Source organism: Enterococcus sp. AZ103 (assembly GCF_051714685.1).
GTDB classification, from domain to species: domain Bacteria; phylum Bacillota; class Bacilli; order Lactobacillales; family Enterococcaceae; genus Enterococcus_A; species Enterococcus_A alishanensis.
Window position 1 is genome coordinate 1,988,801 of sequence record NZ_JBIOSI010000001.1, and the last position, 18,071, is coordinate 2,006,871.

Consider the following 18,071-nt stretch of genomic DNA (forward strand, 5'->3'; position numbering starts at 1 on the left):
AGAGGTATCCATGAAAAAATTAAGAGTAGGCACACGAAAAAGTCCTTTGGCTATGAGACAAACCCAAATTGTGATCGATTTACTAAAAGCAGTCGCACCTGAAATTGAATGTGAGGTTGTTGGTTTATCAACTAAAGGTGATCGTTTACAAAAAGCAGATCTCACAAAAATTGGTGGTAAAGGTGTCTTTGTTAAAGAAGTTGAATATCAACTTCAGCAGGGGTTAATCGATTTTGCTGTCCATAGTTTAAAAGATATGCCTGCAAAATTGCCATCGGATTTATTATTAGCGGCAACTCCTCAAAGAGCTCTTGCTTTAGATTGTTTGATTTTAAAAGAAAAGGTGGATTTGAATCGACCTTTAACTATTGGAACTAGCAGTATTAGACGTGCAAAACAATTAGCTAATCAATTTCCACAGATGCGCTTCGTACCTATTCGTGGAAAAATTGAAACTCGTCTGAAAAAAATGGTAACGGAAAACTTGGATGGCACAGTGTTGGCTTGCGCAGGTTTAGAACGAATGAATTATTTTGATATTCTTGATGAGTATCAAATATTAGCTCCAGAGATTTGTGTGCCTGCTGTAGGTCAAGGTATTTTAGGAATAGAATGTTGTAAAAATGATAGTGAGTTATGTCAATTATTATCTAAAATCAATCACTTAGAAACATATCAGGCGGCACTGGCTGAACGATATTTTCTAGAACAAATGGATGGAAATTGTGATGTGCCGATTGGTGCTTATGCTAAAAAGCTTGCAGATGGAGAATGGTGTTTTTATGGCTTTTTAGCAGAAAACCGTGAATCTGATGGTGAAAAAGTTGTCTTAACAGGGAGTGATCCGTTATCACTAGCAAAAAAAGCCATGAAAAAACTATCTTATTGACACGTGGAAAAGGATTAAATCACCCAGATCGTATTTTTTTTGAAAATCTAGGTTATCAAACATTAGTCGCTCCATTAAGTGTGATAAAGATTCTTCCATTATCAGTTGAAGCAATCAATGAATTTGAGAAAAGTCAGTGGGTTTTTTTCACGAGTCAAGCTCCAGTGAAAACAATTTTATCTGTTGCGCCAAAAGATATAAAAATTGCAGCTATTGGGAAAAAAACTGCAAACGAAGTTAAAAAATATGGTTATAATCCTGATTTTGTTAGTCCCATAGAAACAAAAAAGGCTATGTTAACAAGTTGGAAAAAATTATATCCTGAACGTACAAGTATTTTTTATCCCAAAAGCCAACTAGCAGACAAGTTTTTGGAAAACTTTTTAAAAACAGACAATGTTTATTCATATGTTGCATACGAGAATGATTTCACTCAAGAGGATCAAAATTTTTTAAAAAAGTTACTAATGGAACATTCTATAAGTGCTGTTTATCTGACAAGCCCATCTGCATGGCAACGATTTTATCATGTAAATTCAGACTTCGAAGATTTAGAATTCATTGTGATTGGCGAAACAACTAAGGAAGCTATTTTGGCGGATTTTCCTAAAGCATGTATTAATTTAAAAAATAATATTTAAAAAATGACTTTTAAAAGTTAGATGACCATTCTAACTTTTGAAAGTCATTTTTTTATATCATAAATTGAAGTTCGTTCTTTCAGTCATTATTTAACGCAAAAATATATTAAAATAATTAATTAATATTTGGATAAGTATTTTTTTGTAGTTTCATTGTTTTTTATTTGCAAAAATTTTTAAACAAATATTCTAAATATTTTCTAAATAAATTTGTGTAATTGGTACTGAATTAACGAAAAAATAAATTTAAAATCTTTAAATTGATTTAAATATAAATAATTTATGTGGAAATATTATTATTTTTAATATTAGTATATTTAAAAAGTGATTAATAAATTCTTGTATAGACTATATATTTGAGTGAAAATGATAATTAATCTAGTGATTTCTTTACTTAATTGTATCTTGGAATTTTTGATAAAAATGCTGCAGATGCTACTGAAACCATGAATAACCAAACAGTCTCTTACGATAAAGATACAAATCTAAATGTGAATCAGCATAAACCATCAGGCGACTTTTTTACTGGTTGGACTACTAATTCAGATGGTTCAGGCGATACCTATGAAGATAAAGTTAGCATGAAAAATTTGGCAGAAGTAGATGAAAACATCACGTTTTATGCTTAATGGTTTTGTTTTTTATTATTTGATTTGAATCAGATGATTTAATGGGAAAATACTCATTTAAATTTTTTGAAATTACTAAAGAAGAGTTACTTCAATTAGTAACTTATCAAATGTAAATTAGACTTTAGGGTCTGACTTTATGTATTATTGTATGGTAAAGATAATACTTTTTAAAAGAAGATAATTCTTTGTTTAGATCTATTGTTTATATTTGTAATGGGGGAAGTTACTATGAAATGAACCGAGCGAGGCGCATCATAATCAAAACGTATATTCTAATTATGATATTATATTATGATTTGAAAAAAATTAATAATGTGGGAATTTATCTGTAGAGGCTTCCACAGCGATATTTTTACTTATCACAGTTTAACAGTTTCAAATTGTTGAACTGACTGTGTTGAAAAAAGCCCTCATTTAAAAGAGGACTTGAAATCTTAAAAAACGTAGTTATATTAATTCATTATTTAATTCTGGCAGAAGTTTAGAAATCGAAAAGAAATAGTATGATCTAATTGTCTTTATAAGATGGTGCCTCAAACCCACTATTAAGAGATGTACATTTTTAAATATCTCTAACTTATTCGAGTAGTGATAAATTAAATATGATTTCTCTAGTTTCTGAATTTTTTTAAAATCTCTTTGAATATGTTCAGTGGAAGATTCTTTAAAAAGTAAAAATTCAAAGAATTATCATTTTAAGATTACTCAATCATTTCTTCATTATTTATTAGGTCTGTAACTTTTCCTTCATCATTTTTATTTTTGTCACTTTTTTTGCATAAAGAAGTTAGATAGATGCCTGATAGGCTAGGTAGCACAATTAAAATGATTGGCAATAGACTTTTAGTAAACCACACGGACAAGATCACTAACCCAAAAGAAAATATGATTTCTTGGATGTTACCTTTTATGGTTTCTAATAATAAATATTGCTGATTTTCTTTTGGTGTTACAATGAATTTTGGTTTAATCCCAATCCACGCTTTGGTCGCTCCATAAAAACTGATCCAATATAATGAACCATAAAGAAGAAAGGCAGAAAATAAGTATCCAAGGCTTTTTAGAATTGGATAACGGCCTAATAAATAGACCATGTCATTAATAGTTGGCGCATACAAGAATATAATTGTCGGTGTCATTAACCATAGCGGATACCCTGCGCTCACACCCAATACTGGCAGGAGAATTAAATTGATAATCAAAAATAAAAAGAAAACTGTAGACATTGGTAAACTAAATGTGAATAGAACAACATCTAACTTTTCAAACCAGCGTAAATTTTTGCTAAACATTAATTTTTTTGCATAGTTACTAATAAATTCTAAATTTCCGCCTGTCCATTTCAGATGCCTTTTTTTAAAAGCAAAGTAGTCTACAGGGTACTCTTCTTCACATACAATATAAGTTGAGAAAGCTGTAAAATAGCCTTTAATTTTTGCTTCTATAGAAAAGCATAAATCTTCTGCAACAAGATGTGGAAACTGTCCCACTGCTTTAAAGCATTCTCTAGAAATCATTGCTCCATGTCCCAAAAACGACATAAATCCATATCTTTCTTTCATTGATTGATAAGTTGGCCAATGTGCATCTACTCCTACAGAAAAACGTTCCATGAATTTCGTTTTATTTCTTGTTGATATGTGATTAGCTTGTAATAGCCCTATTTCTGGATAATAGGAAAAGTAATGTAAGGATTTAGTAATAAAATCTTCTGGAATGATTTCATCGCTATCTAAAATAACAAAAAAATCATAATCATCTCGATCCACTAGATAATTATTCAGATTACCAGCCTTGTATCCTTCACGATCTTCTCTTCTTACAACTTCAATTGAATGGAGTTGAGCAAAAGTATCAATTCGTTCTTTGTATTGATCTTCGCTGGAATCATCAAGGATGACTGTTTTATAATTTGAATATTGTTGATTCATAGAAGTAGTTAAACTGTCTTCTATAAAATCATTGCAAGTACAGTAAAGCAACAGAACACGAGCATCCTTGTATTGAGGTAGTACATCTGTTTCTAATACCTTCAGTTCTTGTTTTTGCAATTTTCTATATTTAAACTGATAAAAGAAAATATAAACAATATCTTTCGTTCCATTTAACCAAAAATATAAGATGAAAACAGTATTTACCATTAAAAGAATAATGGTCCAGATAGATACATTCATGGCTTTGTTCTGAATAATTGTTGTAATGAAAGTAATTAAACCGAAAGCACTTAAAATTCCCCATGCAATCAATATCCATATATATAGACTACAGTTCTTTTTTATTGTGTTTTTTTCCTTTTCCAATTTGTCCAATTCCTTTCAACGATAAAACAGACACTGCTACAATTAATAATCCTAATAAAATCGGATTTTTCATTAAATATAGAGAGTGTAGATCATTCTCAAATAGTGTTACTAAAAAGTCCAATCCTCCTCCTCCTTTGCGAGCATGTTTCAATAGCAATTATTATAATTGCATATTTTTTAAACATAAAGTGCTTTTTGAATCCGTTTACATAGTTTTTTTATTTAGAAAAACAAATTTTTATCTATATATAAAGTATAGTTTTTCTAGAAATATTGAAGTAAAAATACTTTTTTTAGAAATAAAAAACCTTGTCAGGATATGAAACATTTCCAATGAAAAAAAGCACTCTTTTTTCTTCAATATTAAACGTACTGGCCTTTTTGTAGCCTAATATATTGTTTATTATGAAAAAAACCATCTATAAAATAAAAAAATTGATAAAATTTTTTAGAAATCAAATGATACAAAGGAACCATTTCATTTAAAAATTGTACATGCCATCATCGAACCTATGTTTTTTCTATATGTTGCAGCAGCATCGATTTATTTCTTTTTAGTGGAGTCACTAGACGGGTTAATTATGTTGATATTTGTTAGGTTAATTATTTCTATTGAAGTGGTCTAGGAATGGAAGACTGTGGCAAGCCGCTTCAGAAGATTACTGGCGGACAGACTATGTATACGCAGGAATGCTTGTTACAATCGGAAGTTCAGTAGTTATGGTTGATAAAAATAGCTAAAGTTATTTTGGTAGCTTCTTTTTACTATTCCTCTGAAGGATGAATTGAGAATTAAACTATTTAGATGTGTAACTTTTATAAGAATTTAGAAAATTGTGAAAAGATGCAGATCGGTTGTGTCATTTTTTTATTAAAATAACCGTGTTCAAAAAATTGCATATTTTGAAAAAAAAGATAAAAACTGATAGTTGTTTTTTTAGGGGGAAATATAAACACCTGAGCAATTTTGAAAAAGAAAGTAGTTTTAATACTATTTAAATAATTTAAGTGGATTGTTTTGTATTATTCAAAGAAAAACATCCATTTAATTATGGTACAATCAGAGGTGACTATCTAAGATTTAAGGTATTAGGAGGAAGTATTTATATGGCTATACAATGGTTTCCAGGGCACATGGCGAAGGCTCGGCGTGAAGTTCAGGAAAAATTAAAATATGTAGATATCGTTTTTGAGTTGGTAGATGCTCGGCTACCAAAATCATCCCGTAACCCGATGCTGGATCAAATTATTCAACAAAAACCACGGATTATATTATTAAACAAAGCAGATTTAGCGGACCCTGTCCAAACCCAAAAGTGGCAAAACTATTTTAACAATCTTGGCTATGAAACATTGGCTTTGACTGCGAAAAATGATAAAAGTGTCAAACAAATTGTACCAGCTGCTAAAAAGGTTTTGGCTGAAAAAAGAGCACGGGATAAAGAAAAAGGTCTAAAAGAACGAGCTATTCGAGCAATTGTCTTAGGCATTCCAAATGTGGGGAAATCAACATTACTTAATCACTTAGCTGGGAAAAAAGTTGCCACGACAGGTAACAAGCCAGGTGTAACAAAAGGTCAGCAATGGTTGCGTTTTAATTCACAATTAGAATTATTGGATACACCAGGAATTTTGTGGCCAAAATTCGAAGATCCAGAGGTGGGTAAAAAGCTGGCTTTGACTGGTGCGATTAAGGATGATTTATTACAATTGGATGATTTAGCCATTTACGAGTTGGAAATTCTTAGTCGTTTTTATCCAGAAATTTTGATGGAACGGTATCGATTATCTGAAGATGATTTGTTTCAACCAGCAGCGGAAATATTAATGGAAATCACCAAAAAACGCGGTTTTAAGGATGATTATGAACGTGGTAGTGAGTTGTTAATCAATGAATTACGTCAAGGACGCTTAGGACGATTCACACTTGATCGATATGAGGAGAAGGTAGACTAATGGAGAAGCTGTCAATTCGAGAAATAAAACAAATTCTATTAACAATTACGGCAGATAATGACCCACAATTAATGATCTTTCGTGAGGATTCCAGAAAAGGTGTTCAGCAAGCAATTATTCAGTGGGAAAATCAACAGTCAAAAAAAATTGCTTTAAAAAAACAATATCAAGAAATGTCGCAATTTGAAAAAGAGAAAAAAGCGGCCGGTTTTACCGCAATTTGTGGCATTGATGAAGTTGGTCGAGGGCCATTAGCGGGACCTGTAGTTGCAGCGGCAGTTATTTTAAATGAAGATCATCAAATTCTTGGTTTAAATGATTCTAAACAATTATCTATAGCTAAAAGAGAAAGTTTAGTTAAAGAAATTAAGAAAAATGCTCGTGCGATTGGAATTGGGGAAGCAACGGCTGAGGAAATCGATCAAATAAATATTTATGAAGCCACAAAAGTTGCGATGCAAAGAGCAATTGATCAGTTAGAAATCTCCCCAGACTGCTTGCTAATTGATGCCATGGTATTACCAAACGGCTTACCTCAAGAAAAAATTATCAAAGGAGATGCCCGTTCGGTGTCGATCGCGGCTGCCAGCATTATTGCCAAAGTTTATCGCGATGAGTGGATGGCAAATTATGGTAAAGATTATCCGGCATACGGTTTTGAAAAAAATGCTGGTTATGGCACAAAACAACATTTGGCTGCTATTGAGAGTCAAGGAATATTATCGATTCATCGTAAAACTTTCGCACCGATTAAAGATAAATAAATCAAAACCTCTCTTTTAAACTACCTTATTAATAAATGGTAGAAAAGAGGGGATTTTTTTGGAAGAAAGAGATTTTTTGTTGCGGTTAAGCTTGACAAAAGGGATAGGCATCGTTAGTAAAACCAAAATTTACAATTTTGCTAAAACAAATCATTTTTGGAATCTGACGGCTAATGAAATTGGCTTAATTACCAAATGCCGTCAGCCGAATAATTGGCACGATGTGACTATGGATCATTTAGCTGAAATAAAACGAACGCATCAATACATTACTTACAGCGATGAAATATATCCTGAAGAATTACGTCAAATTCCTCAGCCTCCACTTGTTATTTTTTATAAAGGGAATATTGATCTTATTTCCAGAAGTAAAATTGCAGTTGTTGGTGCGAGAAATGCCTCTAATTATGGTTTTGACGTTTGTAAAAAATTGGTTGGAGATTTGGTGAAGCACCAATTTGTGATTGTTAGTGGTTTAGCTAAGGGGATCGATTCGTATGCCCATCAATTTGCCATCAGTTATTTTGGAAAAACAATTGCTGTAATTGGTACAGGCTTAGATATTTGTTATCCTAAAGAGTCAGCAAACTTACAAATTGAGATGGCTAAAAATCATTTAATCTTAAGCGAGTATCCTAATGGCACGTCTCCACAAAAATTTCATTTTCCAATGCGGAATCGAATCATTGCTGCTTTGGCAAGTGGTGTGTTAGTTGTAGAAGCAAAAGTTCGTAGCGGGTCACTAATTACGGCTCAAGTTGCTTTGGAGTATGGTAAGGAAGTTTTTGCTGTACCCGGAAGCATTATTGATGGTCGTTCCAGTGGTTGCCATCAACTGATTCAAGATGGTGCGGTCTGTGTGGAGAACGTGCAGAATATTATAGATTCTTACCAATTATTGAAAAAAATTTACTAGCGCTTACTTGACAAATAAATTCTGAATGGCTAATATAGGCTACGATTTGAAAAAAGCTTCAAAAAAGTAGATATATAATAGAAGAAAAAATTTAAGGAGGCAAAAAACTTTGGCCTATAAGAATTTAGTCATTGTGGAATCGCCAGCAAAAGCAAAAACAATTGAAAAGTATTTAGGGAGAAATTATAAAGTTGTAGCAAGTGTCGGACACGTTCGCGATCTACCGAAAAGCAAAATGGGGATTGATGTTGAAAACAATTATGAACCTCATTATATCAACATTCGTGGAAAAGGCGATGTGATTAAGGGCTTGAAACAGGCAGCCAAAAAAGCGCAAAATGTCTATCTCGCAAGTGACCCGGACCGTGAAGGTGAAGCGATAGCTTGGCATTTGGCATATATTTTGAAATTAGATTTGGAAGATAAAAATCGAGTGGTTTTTAACGAAATTACAAAAGATGCAGTAAAGGCTGCCTTCAAAGAACCTCGGACAATTGATGTTTCACTAGTCGATGCCCAACAAGCCCGTCGTGCATTGGATCGTTTAGTAGGTTATAGCATTTCACCTATTTTATGGAAAAAAGTCAAAAAAGGTTTAAGTGCTGGCCGAGTCCAATCGATTGCCTTAAAAATTATTATTGATCGCGAGAAAGAAATTCGTGATTTTAAACCAGAAGAATATTGGAGTATTGACGGTAATTTTAAAAAGAAAACCAAAAAATTTAAAGCTAATTTCTGGGGAGTCGATGGTAAAAAGAAAAAATTACCAAACTCTGAGGCTGTAAAAGAAGTTATCAATCGAATTGATGGTAAAGATTATGATGTCACCAAAGTTGAAAAGAAAGAGCGTAAACGAAATGCGCCAAATCCATTTACCACAAGTAGTTTGCAACAAGAATCTGCTCGTAAAATAAATTTCCGTACTAGAAAAACCATGATGGTAGCGCAACAATTGTATGAAGGAATTACTTTAGGTAAACAAGGAACAGTTGGCTTAATCACTTATATGCGTACAGATTCCACTAGGATTTCTGATACGGCTAAGACTGAAGCAGCGACTTACATTGAAGAAACTTATGGTAAAGAATATTCGCAACACCATGCCCGTAAAACAAAAAATCCACAAGGTTCACAGGATGCCCATGAGGCAATTCGCCCTACCAGTGTCACTCGTACACCAGAAGTAATGAAACAATACTTAGATAAAGATCAGTTAAAACTTTATACATTAATCTGGTCACGTTTTGTTGCCAGTCAAATGACACCAGCCGTTTTTGATACAGTTCGCGCAACTTTGGAACAAAATGGTGTGACTTTTGTAGCAAATGGCTCGAGAGTGAAATTTAAAGGTTATATGATTGTGTATATAGAAGGTCGCGATGATGGCAAAGAAGATAAAGACAATATTTTGCCAGATTTAGCTGAAGGCGATAAAGTGCAATCTATCGATATCGAACCAAAACAACATTTTACCCAACCACCAGCTCGTTATAGTGAAGCAACTCTAATAAAAACTTTAGAAGAAAATGGCGTGGGACGTCCATCAACCTATGCACCAACTTTAGAAACAATTCAACGACGTTACTATGTAAAATTAAATCAAAAACGCTTTGAGCCGACAGAACTAGGCGAGATTGTTAATTCATTGATTGTGGAATTCTTCCCACAAATTGTCGATGTTAACTTTACAGCTTCGATGGAAAATGACTTGGATAAAGTCGAAGAAGGCAAAGAAGAATGGATTAAAGTCGTAGATAAATTCTACCGACCATTTGCTGAAGAGTTAGAAAAAGCTGAAGAAAATATGGAAAAAATCCAAATTAAAGATGAGCCAGCAGGTTTTGACTGCGACGTTTGTGGTAATCCGATGGTGATTAAACTTGGAAGATACGGAAAATTCTATGCATGTAGTAACTTTCCAGATTGTCGTAATACCAAACCAATCATTAAAGAAATTGGTGTGGAGTGTCCTGTCTGTCATGAAGGTCAAGTTGTGGAAAGAAAGTCTAAGAAAAATCGCTTATTCTATGGTTGTTCTCGTTATCCAGATTGTGATTTTACTTCGTGGGATAAACCAATTGGCCGTAATTGTCCGAAAGATGGCGGCTACTTAGTTGAGAAAAAAGTTAAAGGTGGCAAACAAGTAGTCTGTGTGAACGGTGATTATGAAGAAGCACCGCAAAAATAATTTGAAGTGAGGAACAAGATGAAACCTGTGAATGTAATTGGTGCGGGATTGGCTGGTAGTGAAGCCGCATGGCAGATCGCCGAAGCAGGCGTCCCGGTGAATTTATATGAAATGCGTCCAGTTAAATCAACACCCGCTCATAAAACAGAAAAATTCGCTGAACTAGTTTGTAGTAATTCGTTACGAGGAAACAGTTTGGCAAATGCGGTAGGAGTTTTAAAAGAAGAAATGCGACGCTTAAATTCTGTCGTCATAACTTCAGCTGATGAAACAGCAGTACCAGCTGGTGGTGCCTTGGCAGTTGACCGTGAAGGCTTCTCAGAATTGATTACAAAAAAAGTTAAAAATCATCCTTTAGTGACTGTCATTAATGAAGAAGTGAATGACTTACCTGATGGAATTACTGTAATTGCAACGGGTCCTTTGACTTCTGAAACATTGGCTGAGAAAATTGCTGAATATAATGGTTCCCACGGATTTTATTTTTATGACGCTGCGGCTCCAATTTTAGATGGTTCAACGATTGATCGAGAAAAAGTTTATTTGAAATCACGCTATGACAAGGGTGAGGCAGCTTATTTAAACTGTCCAATGAATAAAGAAGAATTTGATGCTTTTCGAGAGGCACTTATTGAAGCAGAAGTAGCTGAGCAAAAAGAATTTGAAAAAGAAAAATATTTCGAAGGCTGTATGCCGATTGAAGTAATGGCGAATCGTGGAGAAAAAACGATGCTTTTTGGTCCCATGAAACCAGTTGGACTAGAAGATCCTAAAACTGGTAAACGGCCCTACGCAGTTATTCAATTACGTCAGGATAATGCGGCAGCGTCAATGTACAATATCGTAGGTTTTCAAACTCATTTAAAATGGGGCGAACAAAAAAGAGTCTTTCGAATGATTCCCGGTTTGGAAAATGCTGAGTTTTTACGGTACGGTGTTATGCATCGTAATAGTTTTATGAATTCACCAGAATTATTAAAACCCACATATCAAAGCAAAAAACGTGCTGATTTATTTTTCGCCGGACAAATGACTGGTGTAGAAGGTTATGTTGAAAGTGCGGGTAGTGGCTTAGTCGCTGGAATTAACGCAGCAAAATTAGCCAAGGGTGAAGAGTTGATTGAATTTCCACCAGAAACTACGATTGGCTCAATGGCATATTATATTACTCATGCAGAAGGAAAACACTTCCAACCAATGAATGCCAACTTTGGTTTATTTCCAAGTTTGCCTGAACGAATCAAAGATAAAAAACTACGCTATGAAACGTTAGCCAATCGTGCATTAGTAGCATTAGCCGAAACAAAAATTTAATAAAAGTAAAAGATGAAGTTCATATTGACTTCATCTTTTTTTGTTATCTTAAAAAACCTAAATAGGAAATTGTAAGGTGATTCGTGAAAACTCAATAAATTCTGACAATTTAATTGTATTTATCGATTGGCTGTGCTAAATTTACATATATCTGAGGTGATTAAATGGAGAACCAAAAATTAATTTCAGAATTTTTAAGTTATTTGATTAATCAAAGAGGTTATTCACCTGAAACGGAAAAAGGCTATGGGAATGATTTAGCTGATTTTTTAGAATTCTTGACAGAATCTGGTGAAGCTAATTTACTAAAAGTGCAACATTTAGATGTTCGAATTTACCTTTCCTATTTAAACGATCTCGAGTATAGTCGCAATACGATTAGCCGTAAAATTGCTAGCTTAAGATCATTTTACCAGTATCTTTTACGTCTAGAGATGATAGAGGAAAACCCATTTTCTTATGTCCATTTAAAAAAGAAAAATGCTAAGTTGCCACGTTTCTTTTTTGAAAAAGAAATACAAGTATTATTTGATAGCGTATCTGGTGATAAACCATTGGATCAAAGAAATCGGGCATTATTAGAAATATTATACGGTGCTGGTTTGCGAGTGAGTGAATGCGCTAACTTAATCTTGTCAGTAGTAGATTTTGATAATAGTGTCTTATTGATTCACGGAAAAGGTGGTAAAGATCGTTATGTGCCACTGGGATCTTATGCAGCGGATGCTTTAAAAGAATATTTAAATGATGGCCGACAAAAAATCATGGCACATTTTCAACAAAGCCATGATTTTGTATTCATTAACCATCGAGGTGTTCAGATTACGCCAACTGGAATTGAATATGTCTTAAAACAAATTATAAAAAAGAGTAGTTTAGCTAGTGACATTCATCCACATATGCTGCGACATACTTTTGCCACGCATTTACTAAATAATGGGGCCGATTTAAGAACGGTGCAGGAACTATTGGGTCATAGTAATCTATCTTCCACTCAAATTTACACACATGTAACAAAGGAAAGTTTACAAAAAAATTATCGCTCATTTCATCCAAGAGCATAAACTAGGAGGAAACAGGAATGTCAGAATCACAATTTCATTCAACAACTATATGTGCCGTTGAAAAAGACGGCAAATTGGCGATGGCTGGAGACGGTCAAGTAACCATGGGACAACAAATCATGATGAAGGGAACCGCTAGAAAAGTTCGCCGCATCTATAATGGAGAAGTGGTAGTCGGATTTGCAGGCAGTGTGGCAGATGCCTTTACCCTTGAAGAAAAATTTGAAGGCAAATTAAATGAATACAATGGCAATTTACAAAGAGCAGCCGTTGAGTTAGCCCAAGAGTGGCGCACTCAACAAGCAATGAAAAACTTAGAAGCTTTGTTAATTGTTATGAATAAAGAAGAAATGCTATTAGTATCAGGAAATGGTGAAGTAATTGCACCAGATGACGGTATTCTAGCCATCGGTTCAGGAGGAAACTATGCTTTAGCTGCTGCTCGAGCAATGAAAAAACATAATCCTGAAATGAGTGCTAAAGAAGTTGCTGAGAGTGCTTTAAATATTGCGGCAGATATTTGTGTCTTCACTAATCATAATATCATTGTCGAAGAAATGTAAAGGAGTTAAAAAATGAGTGAAATGAATAAAACCCCAAAAGAAATAGTCGCTGAATTAGATCAATATATTATCGGTCAAAATGACGCTAAGAGATCAGTTGCCATTGCATTACGGAATCGTTATCGACGAATGCAATTAGAAGAAAGTATGCAGCAAGAAGTAACGCCAAAAAATATTTTAATGATTGGTCCAACTGGTGTTGGGAAAACTGAAATTGCTCGTCGATTGGCTCGAATTGTTAAAGCACCTTTTGTCAAAGTCGAAGCTACAAAATTTACCGAAGTTGGTTATGTTGGTCGTGATGTTGAGTCGATGGTGCGGGATTTAGTCGAAAATGCAATTACAATAGTTGAAAAAGAACAGTATTCTCGTGTATATAGCCAAGCCTTAAAAAAAGCTAATAAACGATTAGTGAAAGTTTTAGTTCCTGGAATCAAAAAAGAACAAAATAACCAAAATAATAATCCTTATCAACAAATGATGAATATGTTTAATCAGGCACAAACCAATGAACCTAAAGAAGAAATCACAGAAGAAATAAAAGTGAATCGTTCAACAATCTTAGAACAATTAGAAAAGGGTGCTTTAGATAGCCGCGAAGTGACTATTGAAATCGAAGAGCCGAAAAAAAATGCTCCCCAAATGAATAATGCGATGGAACAAATGGGTATTGATCTTAATGATGCATTAGGCGCGCTAAGTCCTAGTAAAAAGATCCAACGAACAGTCACTGTTAAAGAGGCGCAAGAATTATTAGTCAGAGAAGAGCAAGCAAAACTTGTTAACGAGGCGGATATTTCTACTGCAGCAATTCGATTGGCTGAAAGTTCAGGCATTATTTTCATTGATGAAATCGATAAGATTACTTCAAAATCCCAACAAAATTCAGGAGAAGTTTCGCGAGAAGGTGTTCAAAGAGATATCTTGCCAATCGTGGAAGGCTCACAAGTAAATACAAAATATGGTGCCATTCAAACTGACCATGTGCTATTTATTGCTAGTGGTGCATTTTCTTTATCTAAACCAAGTGATTTGATTCCTGAATTACAAGGTCGCTTCCCAATTCGGGTAGAATTATCTGATCTAACGGCGGAAGATTTTGTTCGTATTTTAACTGAACCGAACAATGCATTAATCAGCCAGTATGTTGCTTTAATCGGAACAGAAAATGTTAATGTGATTTTTACTCAAGAAGCTATCAAAAAAATTGCCGAAATTGCGTACAATGTCAATCGTGAAACGGACAATATCGGGGCTCGACGTCTTCATACTATTTTAGAGAAATTACTAGAAGATTTATTATACGAAGCACCAGATATGCAAATGGGGGAAATCCGCATTACGGAAGCCTATGTGGATGAAAAATTAGCTAGCATTGCTGAAAACAAAGATTTAAGTCGCTATATATTATAAAAAAGGGGTTGTTAAAAATATGGTCTCATTGCTAGAAAAAACTCGTCAAATCAATAAATTGATGCAACAAAAAAACGCTTTTGAACCACAAGCTGAAATGCCTTACAATAACATGGCTCGAATTTTAGGAGATGTGTTAGAAGCTTTGACGTATATTATCGGTTCTGATGGAAAATTATTAGGTTACAATGAAAAGATTGATATTAATACTGATCGGGTAAAGTCATTTATTGTTGATCGGCAATTTCCAGAAATATATGTATTGAATATGGAAAACGTTGAAAAAACGGAAGCCAATATTTCAGTGGAAAATCCTTTAACCGCTTTTCCAACCGAACGATCTGAATATTATCCTAATGGTTTGACAACAGTGATTCCGATTTTCGGTTCTGGAGAGCGTTTAGGAACAATTGTTGTAGCTAGAACAGATGAAGCTTTTGGTGACGATGATTTAGTCCTAGCAGAATATGGTGCAACTGTTGTCGGTATGGAAATTTTGTACCAACAATTCTTAAATGTTGAAGAAAATGTTCGTTCACAAACAGCTGTCCAAATGGCCATTAACACTCTTTCATATAGTGAATTAAAGGCTGTAAAAGCGATATTTGCAGCTCTCGAAGGTGATGAAGGAAGATTAACTGCTTCTAATATTGCTGATGAAATTGGGATTACTCGTTCAGTGATTGTAAATGCTTTACGAAAGTTAGAATCGGCTGGTATTATTGATTCACGATCTTTAGGAATGAAAGGCACATACTTAAAGGTGTTGAACCCGCTCTTTAAAGAAGAGCTGGCCCGTCACCGCTAAACGAGGGGGCTTGCAAATGTCAGTAACAATTAAGAATGAATATTTGACTGCAATAATTAATGAAAAAGGGGCAGAATTAACCAGTCTTTCTGCGAATCAAATTGAGTATATTTGGCAGGCTGACCCAAATTATTGGGGACGTCACGCACCAATTCTATTTCCTTTTGTGGGTCGTTTGAAGAACGACCAATATACTTATCAAGGGGAAAATTATCCAATGGGTCAACATGGTTTTGCCCGTGATAAAAAATTTGAATTGTTAGAGCAAACTGCTGAAAAAGCTACATTTATTTTGAAGAGTGATGCTGAAACAAAAAAGATCTATCCTTTTGATTTTGTTTTGATTGTTAGTTATGAGGTTTGGGGAGAGGGGCTCCGGATACGTTTTGAAGTCCAAAATCCTAGTTCAGGCGAATTAATTTTCGCTTTGGGTGGACATCCAGCGTTTAACATTCCTTTAGAAGAAAACTTAACATTTGATGACTATTTTATTGCTTTTTCACCGCAAAAAAGTCGGATAAAGATTCCTTTGGAGGGACCGTTTGCTAATTTAGATCAAAAAACTTTAGGTCAAACCAACACCAATATTCAATTGAGTCATGACTTATTTAAAGAAGATGCGTTAATTTATGAAACTCGTGGACTTAATTCATATACTGTTGGTTCAGAAGATTCAAAACATAACGTTACAGTGACTTATAATAATATTCCTTACGTTGGCTTTTGGTCTCCAATGCCTAAAGAAGCACCCTTTTTATGTATTGAACCTTGGTGGGGATTTGCGGATACAGTTAATAGCACTGGCAAATTGGAGGACAAAGCAGGTATGCAGCATTTGCCAGCAAACGAGACATTTAAAACCGAATTTTCAATTACTATTCATTGAGGTGAAACGAATGGAAATTATTAAGTATGATAAAAAATACCAGCAGCAGTTAACCGATTTGATTGTAGGTATTCAAACAGATGAATTTGGGGTAAATATTACGTTAGCAGATCAGCCAGATTTGGCTAATATTCCTGATTTTTATCAAAAAGATGGTGGAAATTTTTGGCTAGCTATCGACCAAGGTCAGGTGGTAGGGACAATTGCTTTGATCCGTTTGAAGGATGGCAATAGTGCTTTAAGAAAAATGTTTGTTAATAAAAAATACCGTGGCAAAGCTCAAGTTGGTCAGAAATTATTGGATGTGTTGTTGGATTATTGTAAAACCGAAGACATTCACTATGTATATTTAGGAACTATTGATATTTTCAAGGCGGCTTTGGGATTTTACAAGAAAAATCAGTTTGTCGCTTTACCATTGACTGATTTTCCAAAGGACTATCCGGTTGTTGCGGTTGATAATGTATTTTTAATGAGAGAAATTTAAAAAAACCAGCTCGTCGCCTAAGCGATTAGCTGGATTTTTTGTGTAAACCAAAGGATATTCGGCTTTCTGTACCATTTTTTATTCGAATGATGTTTTCTCGATGACGATAAATAATGTAGCAAGTTAGTGCAAAACAAATAATAGTTAATAACCAGTTAAAGTTAGGTAGAATTCCTGTATGTGTCAAGGGTAAAATAATTGTCGATAATGTTACAAAGATCGCTGCAATGATACTAGTAGCGCTCACCATACTGGTAATGTACAAAATAATGATAAAAAAGATTAGCGAATACAAGAAAAACTGGGGACTGTAACCTAATAACATGCCACCACTTGTTGCAACTGCTTTTCCACCTTTAAATCCAGCAAAGATTGGTAAAGTATGGCCGATGACAGCAACTAAACCGAACCAAAGTGGATTAATCTCTAAATGGAAAATCATTGGTAGGCAAGTTGCTAAAGTTCCCTTTAATAAATCCATCAAAAAAACAATTGCACCGGCTTTTTTACCTAAAACACGGAAGGTGTTGGTAGTGCCGGTATTTTTACTACCAAAATCACGGATATCTTTTTTAAAGAAAATTTTGCCGATCCAGACACCTGATGGAATCGAACCTAAAAAATAAGCTACTGCCAAAAGCATAGCTGTTTCCATATAAATCCTCATTTCTATCAATAATATGTTCATTTTAGCAGATTTCAAATATGTGAACAAATCAATTTCACATGTTATACTATAAAAAAAGAAAGAGGTGGACTGATGGCGTTTGAAAATCCTAGTCAAGAAAAGATTTTCGATTATCTGAATGATGCTAAAGTTATTGCGGTTGTGGGCTTAAGTGATAATCCAACTAAAACAAGCTATGCCATTTCGGATCTTTTGAAAAAATTTAATTATACATTATACGGTGTGAATCCGAAACTTGCTGGTCAGACAGTGAATGAGATTCCTGTTGTCGCAAGCTTAGCTGAAGTTCCTGAGTCGATTGATATTGTTGATATTTTCCGTCGTAGTGAGTTTCTACCACAAGTAGCCGAAGATTTTATCAAAACAGATGCAAAAATATTTTGGGCTCAATTAGGTTTACAAAGCGAAGAAGCTTATGAAATTTTGAAAGAAGCCGGAAAAAAAGATGTCGTGATGAATCGGTGTATCAAGATCGAATTAGGTAAAAGAGGATAAACTTTTATTTGTAATCATGACAAAAAATTGATAAAATGCCTCTCGGGTACTAAGGGAGGCTTTT

18 protein-coding genes are annotated in these 18,071 nt (G+C 34.2%); 15 read left to right on the forward strand and 3 right to left on the reverse strand.

The annotated features are described in order from the left end of the window. The first annotated feature begins 10 nt into the window (after positions 1–10). From hemC to ID741_RS09995, 3 genes are all read left to right on the forward strand, one after another. The gene (hemC, locus tag ID741_RS09985; RefSeq protein WP_438719862.1) at positions 11–889 is read left to right on the forward strand and encodes a hydroxymethylbilane synthase; all 879 of its coding nucleotides are present in this window, start codon (positions 11–13) and stop codon (positions 887–889) included. Next, entirely contained in the window at positions 886–1,530 is a 645-nt protein-coding gene (locus ID741_RS09990) for a uroporphyrinogen-III synthase (RefSeq protein ID WP_438719863.1), read from the forward strand. Before hemC ends, ID741_RS09990 begins: the two co-directional genes overlap by 4 nt. A 398-nt stretch (positions 1,531–1,928) precedes the next feature. Next, on the forward strand, positions 1,929–2,159 hold the full coding sequence (locus ID741_RS09995; RefSeq protein ID WP_438719864.1) for a hypothetical protein: 231 nt from the start codon (positions 1,929–1,931) through the stop codon (positions 2,157–2,159). A 704-nt stretch (positions 2,160–2,863) separates the two neighbouring features. Here the strand turns inward: ID741_RS09995 and ID741_RS10000 are convergent. After that, positions 2,864–4,462: a glycosyltransferase gene (locus ID741_RS10000; protein WP_438719865.1), complete on the reverse strand. Its 1,599-nt coding sequence runs from the start codon at positions 4,460–4,462 to the stop codon at positions 2,864–2,866. Next, entirely contained in the window at positions 4,425–4,586 is a 162-nt protein-coding gene (locus ID741_RS10005; RefSeq protein ID WP_218325102.1) for a hypothetical protein, read from the reverse strand. Before ID741_RS10005 ends, ID741_RS10000 begins: the two co-directional genes overlap by 38 nt. Positions 4,587–5,572: 986 nt before the next feature. Here ID741_RS10005 and ylqF point away from each other — a divergent pair. From ylqF to ID741_RS10060, 11 genes are all read left to right on the forward strand, one after another. Further along, a complete protein-coding gene (gene ylqF, locus ID741_RS10010) occupies positions 5,573–6,421 on the forward strand; it encodes a ribosome biogenesis GTPase YlqF (RefSeq protein WP_438719866.1) in 849 nt (282 codons plus the stop codon). After that, entirely contained in the window at positions 6,421–7,185 is a 765-nt protein-coding gene (locus ID741_RS10015; RefSeq protein WP_438719867.1) for a ribonuclease HII, read from the forward strand. Before ylqF ends, ID741_RS10015 begins: the two co-directional genes overlap by 1 nt. 58 nt (positions 7,186–7,243) lie before the next feature. Further along, entirely contained in the window at positions 7,244–8,101 is an 858-nt protein-coding gene (gene dprA / locus ID741_RS10020; protein ID WP_438719868.1) for a DNA-processing protein DprA, read from the forward strand. A 109-nt stretch (positions 8,102–8,210) separates the two neighbouring features. Continuing rightward, positions 8,211–10,289 (forward strand): type I DNA topoisomerase, encoded by a 2,079-nt coding sequence (gene topA / locus ID741_RS10025; RefSeq protein ID WP_218325106.1) that lies wholly within the window; start codon positions 8,211–8,213, stop codon positions 10,287–10,289. Between the two features lie 18 nt (positions 10,290–10,307). Beyond that, positions 10,308–11,603, forward strand: a complete 1,296-nt coding sequence (trmFO, locus tag ID741_RS10030) for an FADH(2)-oxidizing methylenetetrahydrofolate--tRNA-(uracil(54)-C(5))-methyltransferase TrmFO (RefSeq protein ID WP_438719869.1) — start codon at positions 10,308–10,310, stop codon at positions 11,601–11,603. A 164-nt stretch (positions 11,604–11,767) separates the two neighbouring features. Further along, positions 11,768–12,667 carry a tyrosine recombinase XerC gene (xerC, locus tag ID741_RS10035; protein WP_438719870.1) on the forward strand — a complete coding sequence of 300 codons (900 nt, stop codon included), beginning with the start codon at positions 11,768–11,770 and terminating at the stop codon, positions 12,665–12,667. A 17-nt stretch (positions 12,668–12,684) separates the two neighbouring features. Beyond that, the gene (gene hslV / locus ID741_RS10040; RefSeq protein WP_218325109.1) at positions 12,685–13,230 is read left to right on the forward strand and encodes an ATP-dependent protease subunit HslV; all 546 of its coding nucleotides are present in this window, start codon (positions 12,685–12,687) and stop codon (positions 13,228–13,230) included. A gap of 12 nt (positions 13,231–13,242) precedes the next feature. After that, the gene (hslU, locus tag ID741_RS10045) at positions 13,243–14,643 is read left to right on the forward strand and encodes an ATP-dependent protease ATPase subunit HslU (RefSeq protein ID WP_218325110.1); all 1,401 of its coding nucleotides are present in this window, start codon (positions 13,243–13,245) and stop codon (positions 14,641–14,643) included. 19 nt (positions 14,644–14,662) lie between these two features. Then, on the forward strand, positions 14,663–15,451 hold the full coding sequence (codY, locus tag ID741_RS10050) for a GTP-sensing pleiotropic transcriptional regulator CodY (protein WP_438719871.1): 789 nt from the start codon (positions 14,663–14,665) through the stop codon (positions 15,449–15,451). A gap of 16 nt (positions 15,452–15,467) precedes the next feature. Continuing rightward, positions 15,468–16,337 carry an aldose 1-epimerase family protein gene (locus ID741_RS10055; protein ID WP_218325112.1) on the forward strand — a complete coding sequence of 290 codons (870 nt, stop codon included), beginning with the start codon at positions 15,468–15,470 and terminating at the stop codon, positions 16,335–16,337. Between the two features lie 10 nt (positions 16,338–16,347). Beyond that, a complete protein-coding gene (locus ID741_RS10060; protein WP_438719872.1) occupies positions 16,348–16,824 on the forward strand; it encodes a GNAT family N-acetyltransferase in 477 nt (158 codons plus the stop codon). Positions 16,825–16,849: 25 nt separating this feature from the next. On the opposite strand, the gene plsY is transcribed toward ID741_RS10060, so the two are convergent. Continuing rightward, complete coding sequence (plsY, locus tag ID741_RS10065) at positions 16,850–17,479, reverse strand: glycerol-3-phosphate 1-O-acyltransferase PlsY (protein WP_218325114.1); 630 nt, start codon at positions 17,477–17,479, stop codon at positions 16,850–16,852. A 105-nt stretch (positions 17,480–17,584) separates the two neighbouring features. Here plsY and ID741_RS10070 point away from each other — a divergent pair, with 105 nt between their 5' ends. Next, a complete protein-coding gene (locus ID741_RS10070) occupies positions 17,585–18,007 on the forward strand; it encodes a CoA-binding protein (RefSeq protein ID WP_438719873.1) in 423 nt (140 codons plus the stop codon). Positions 18,008–18,071: the final 64 nt, after the last annotated feature.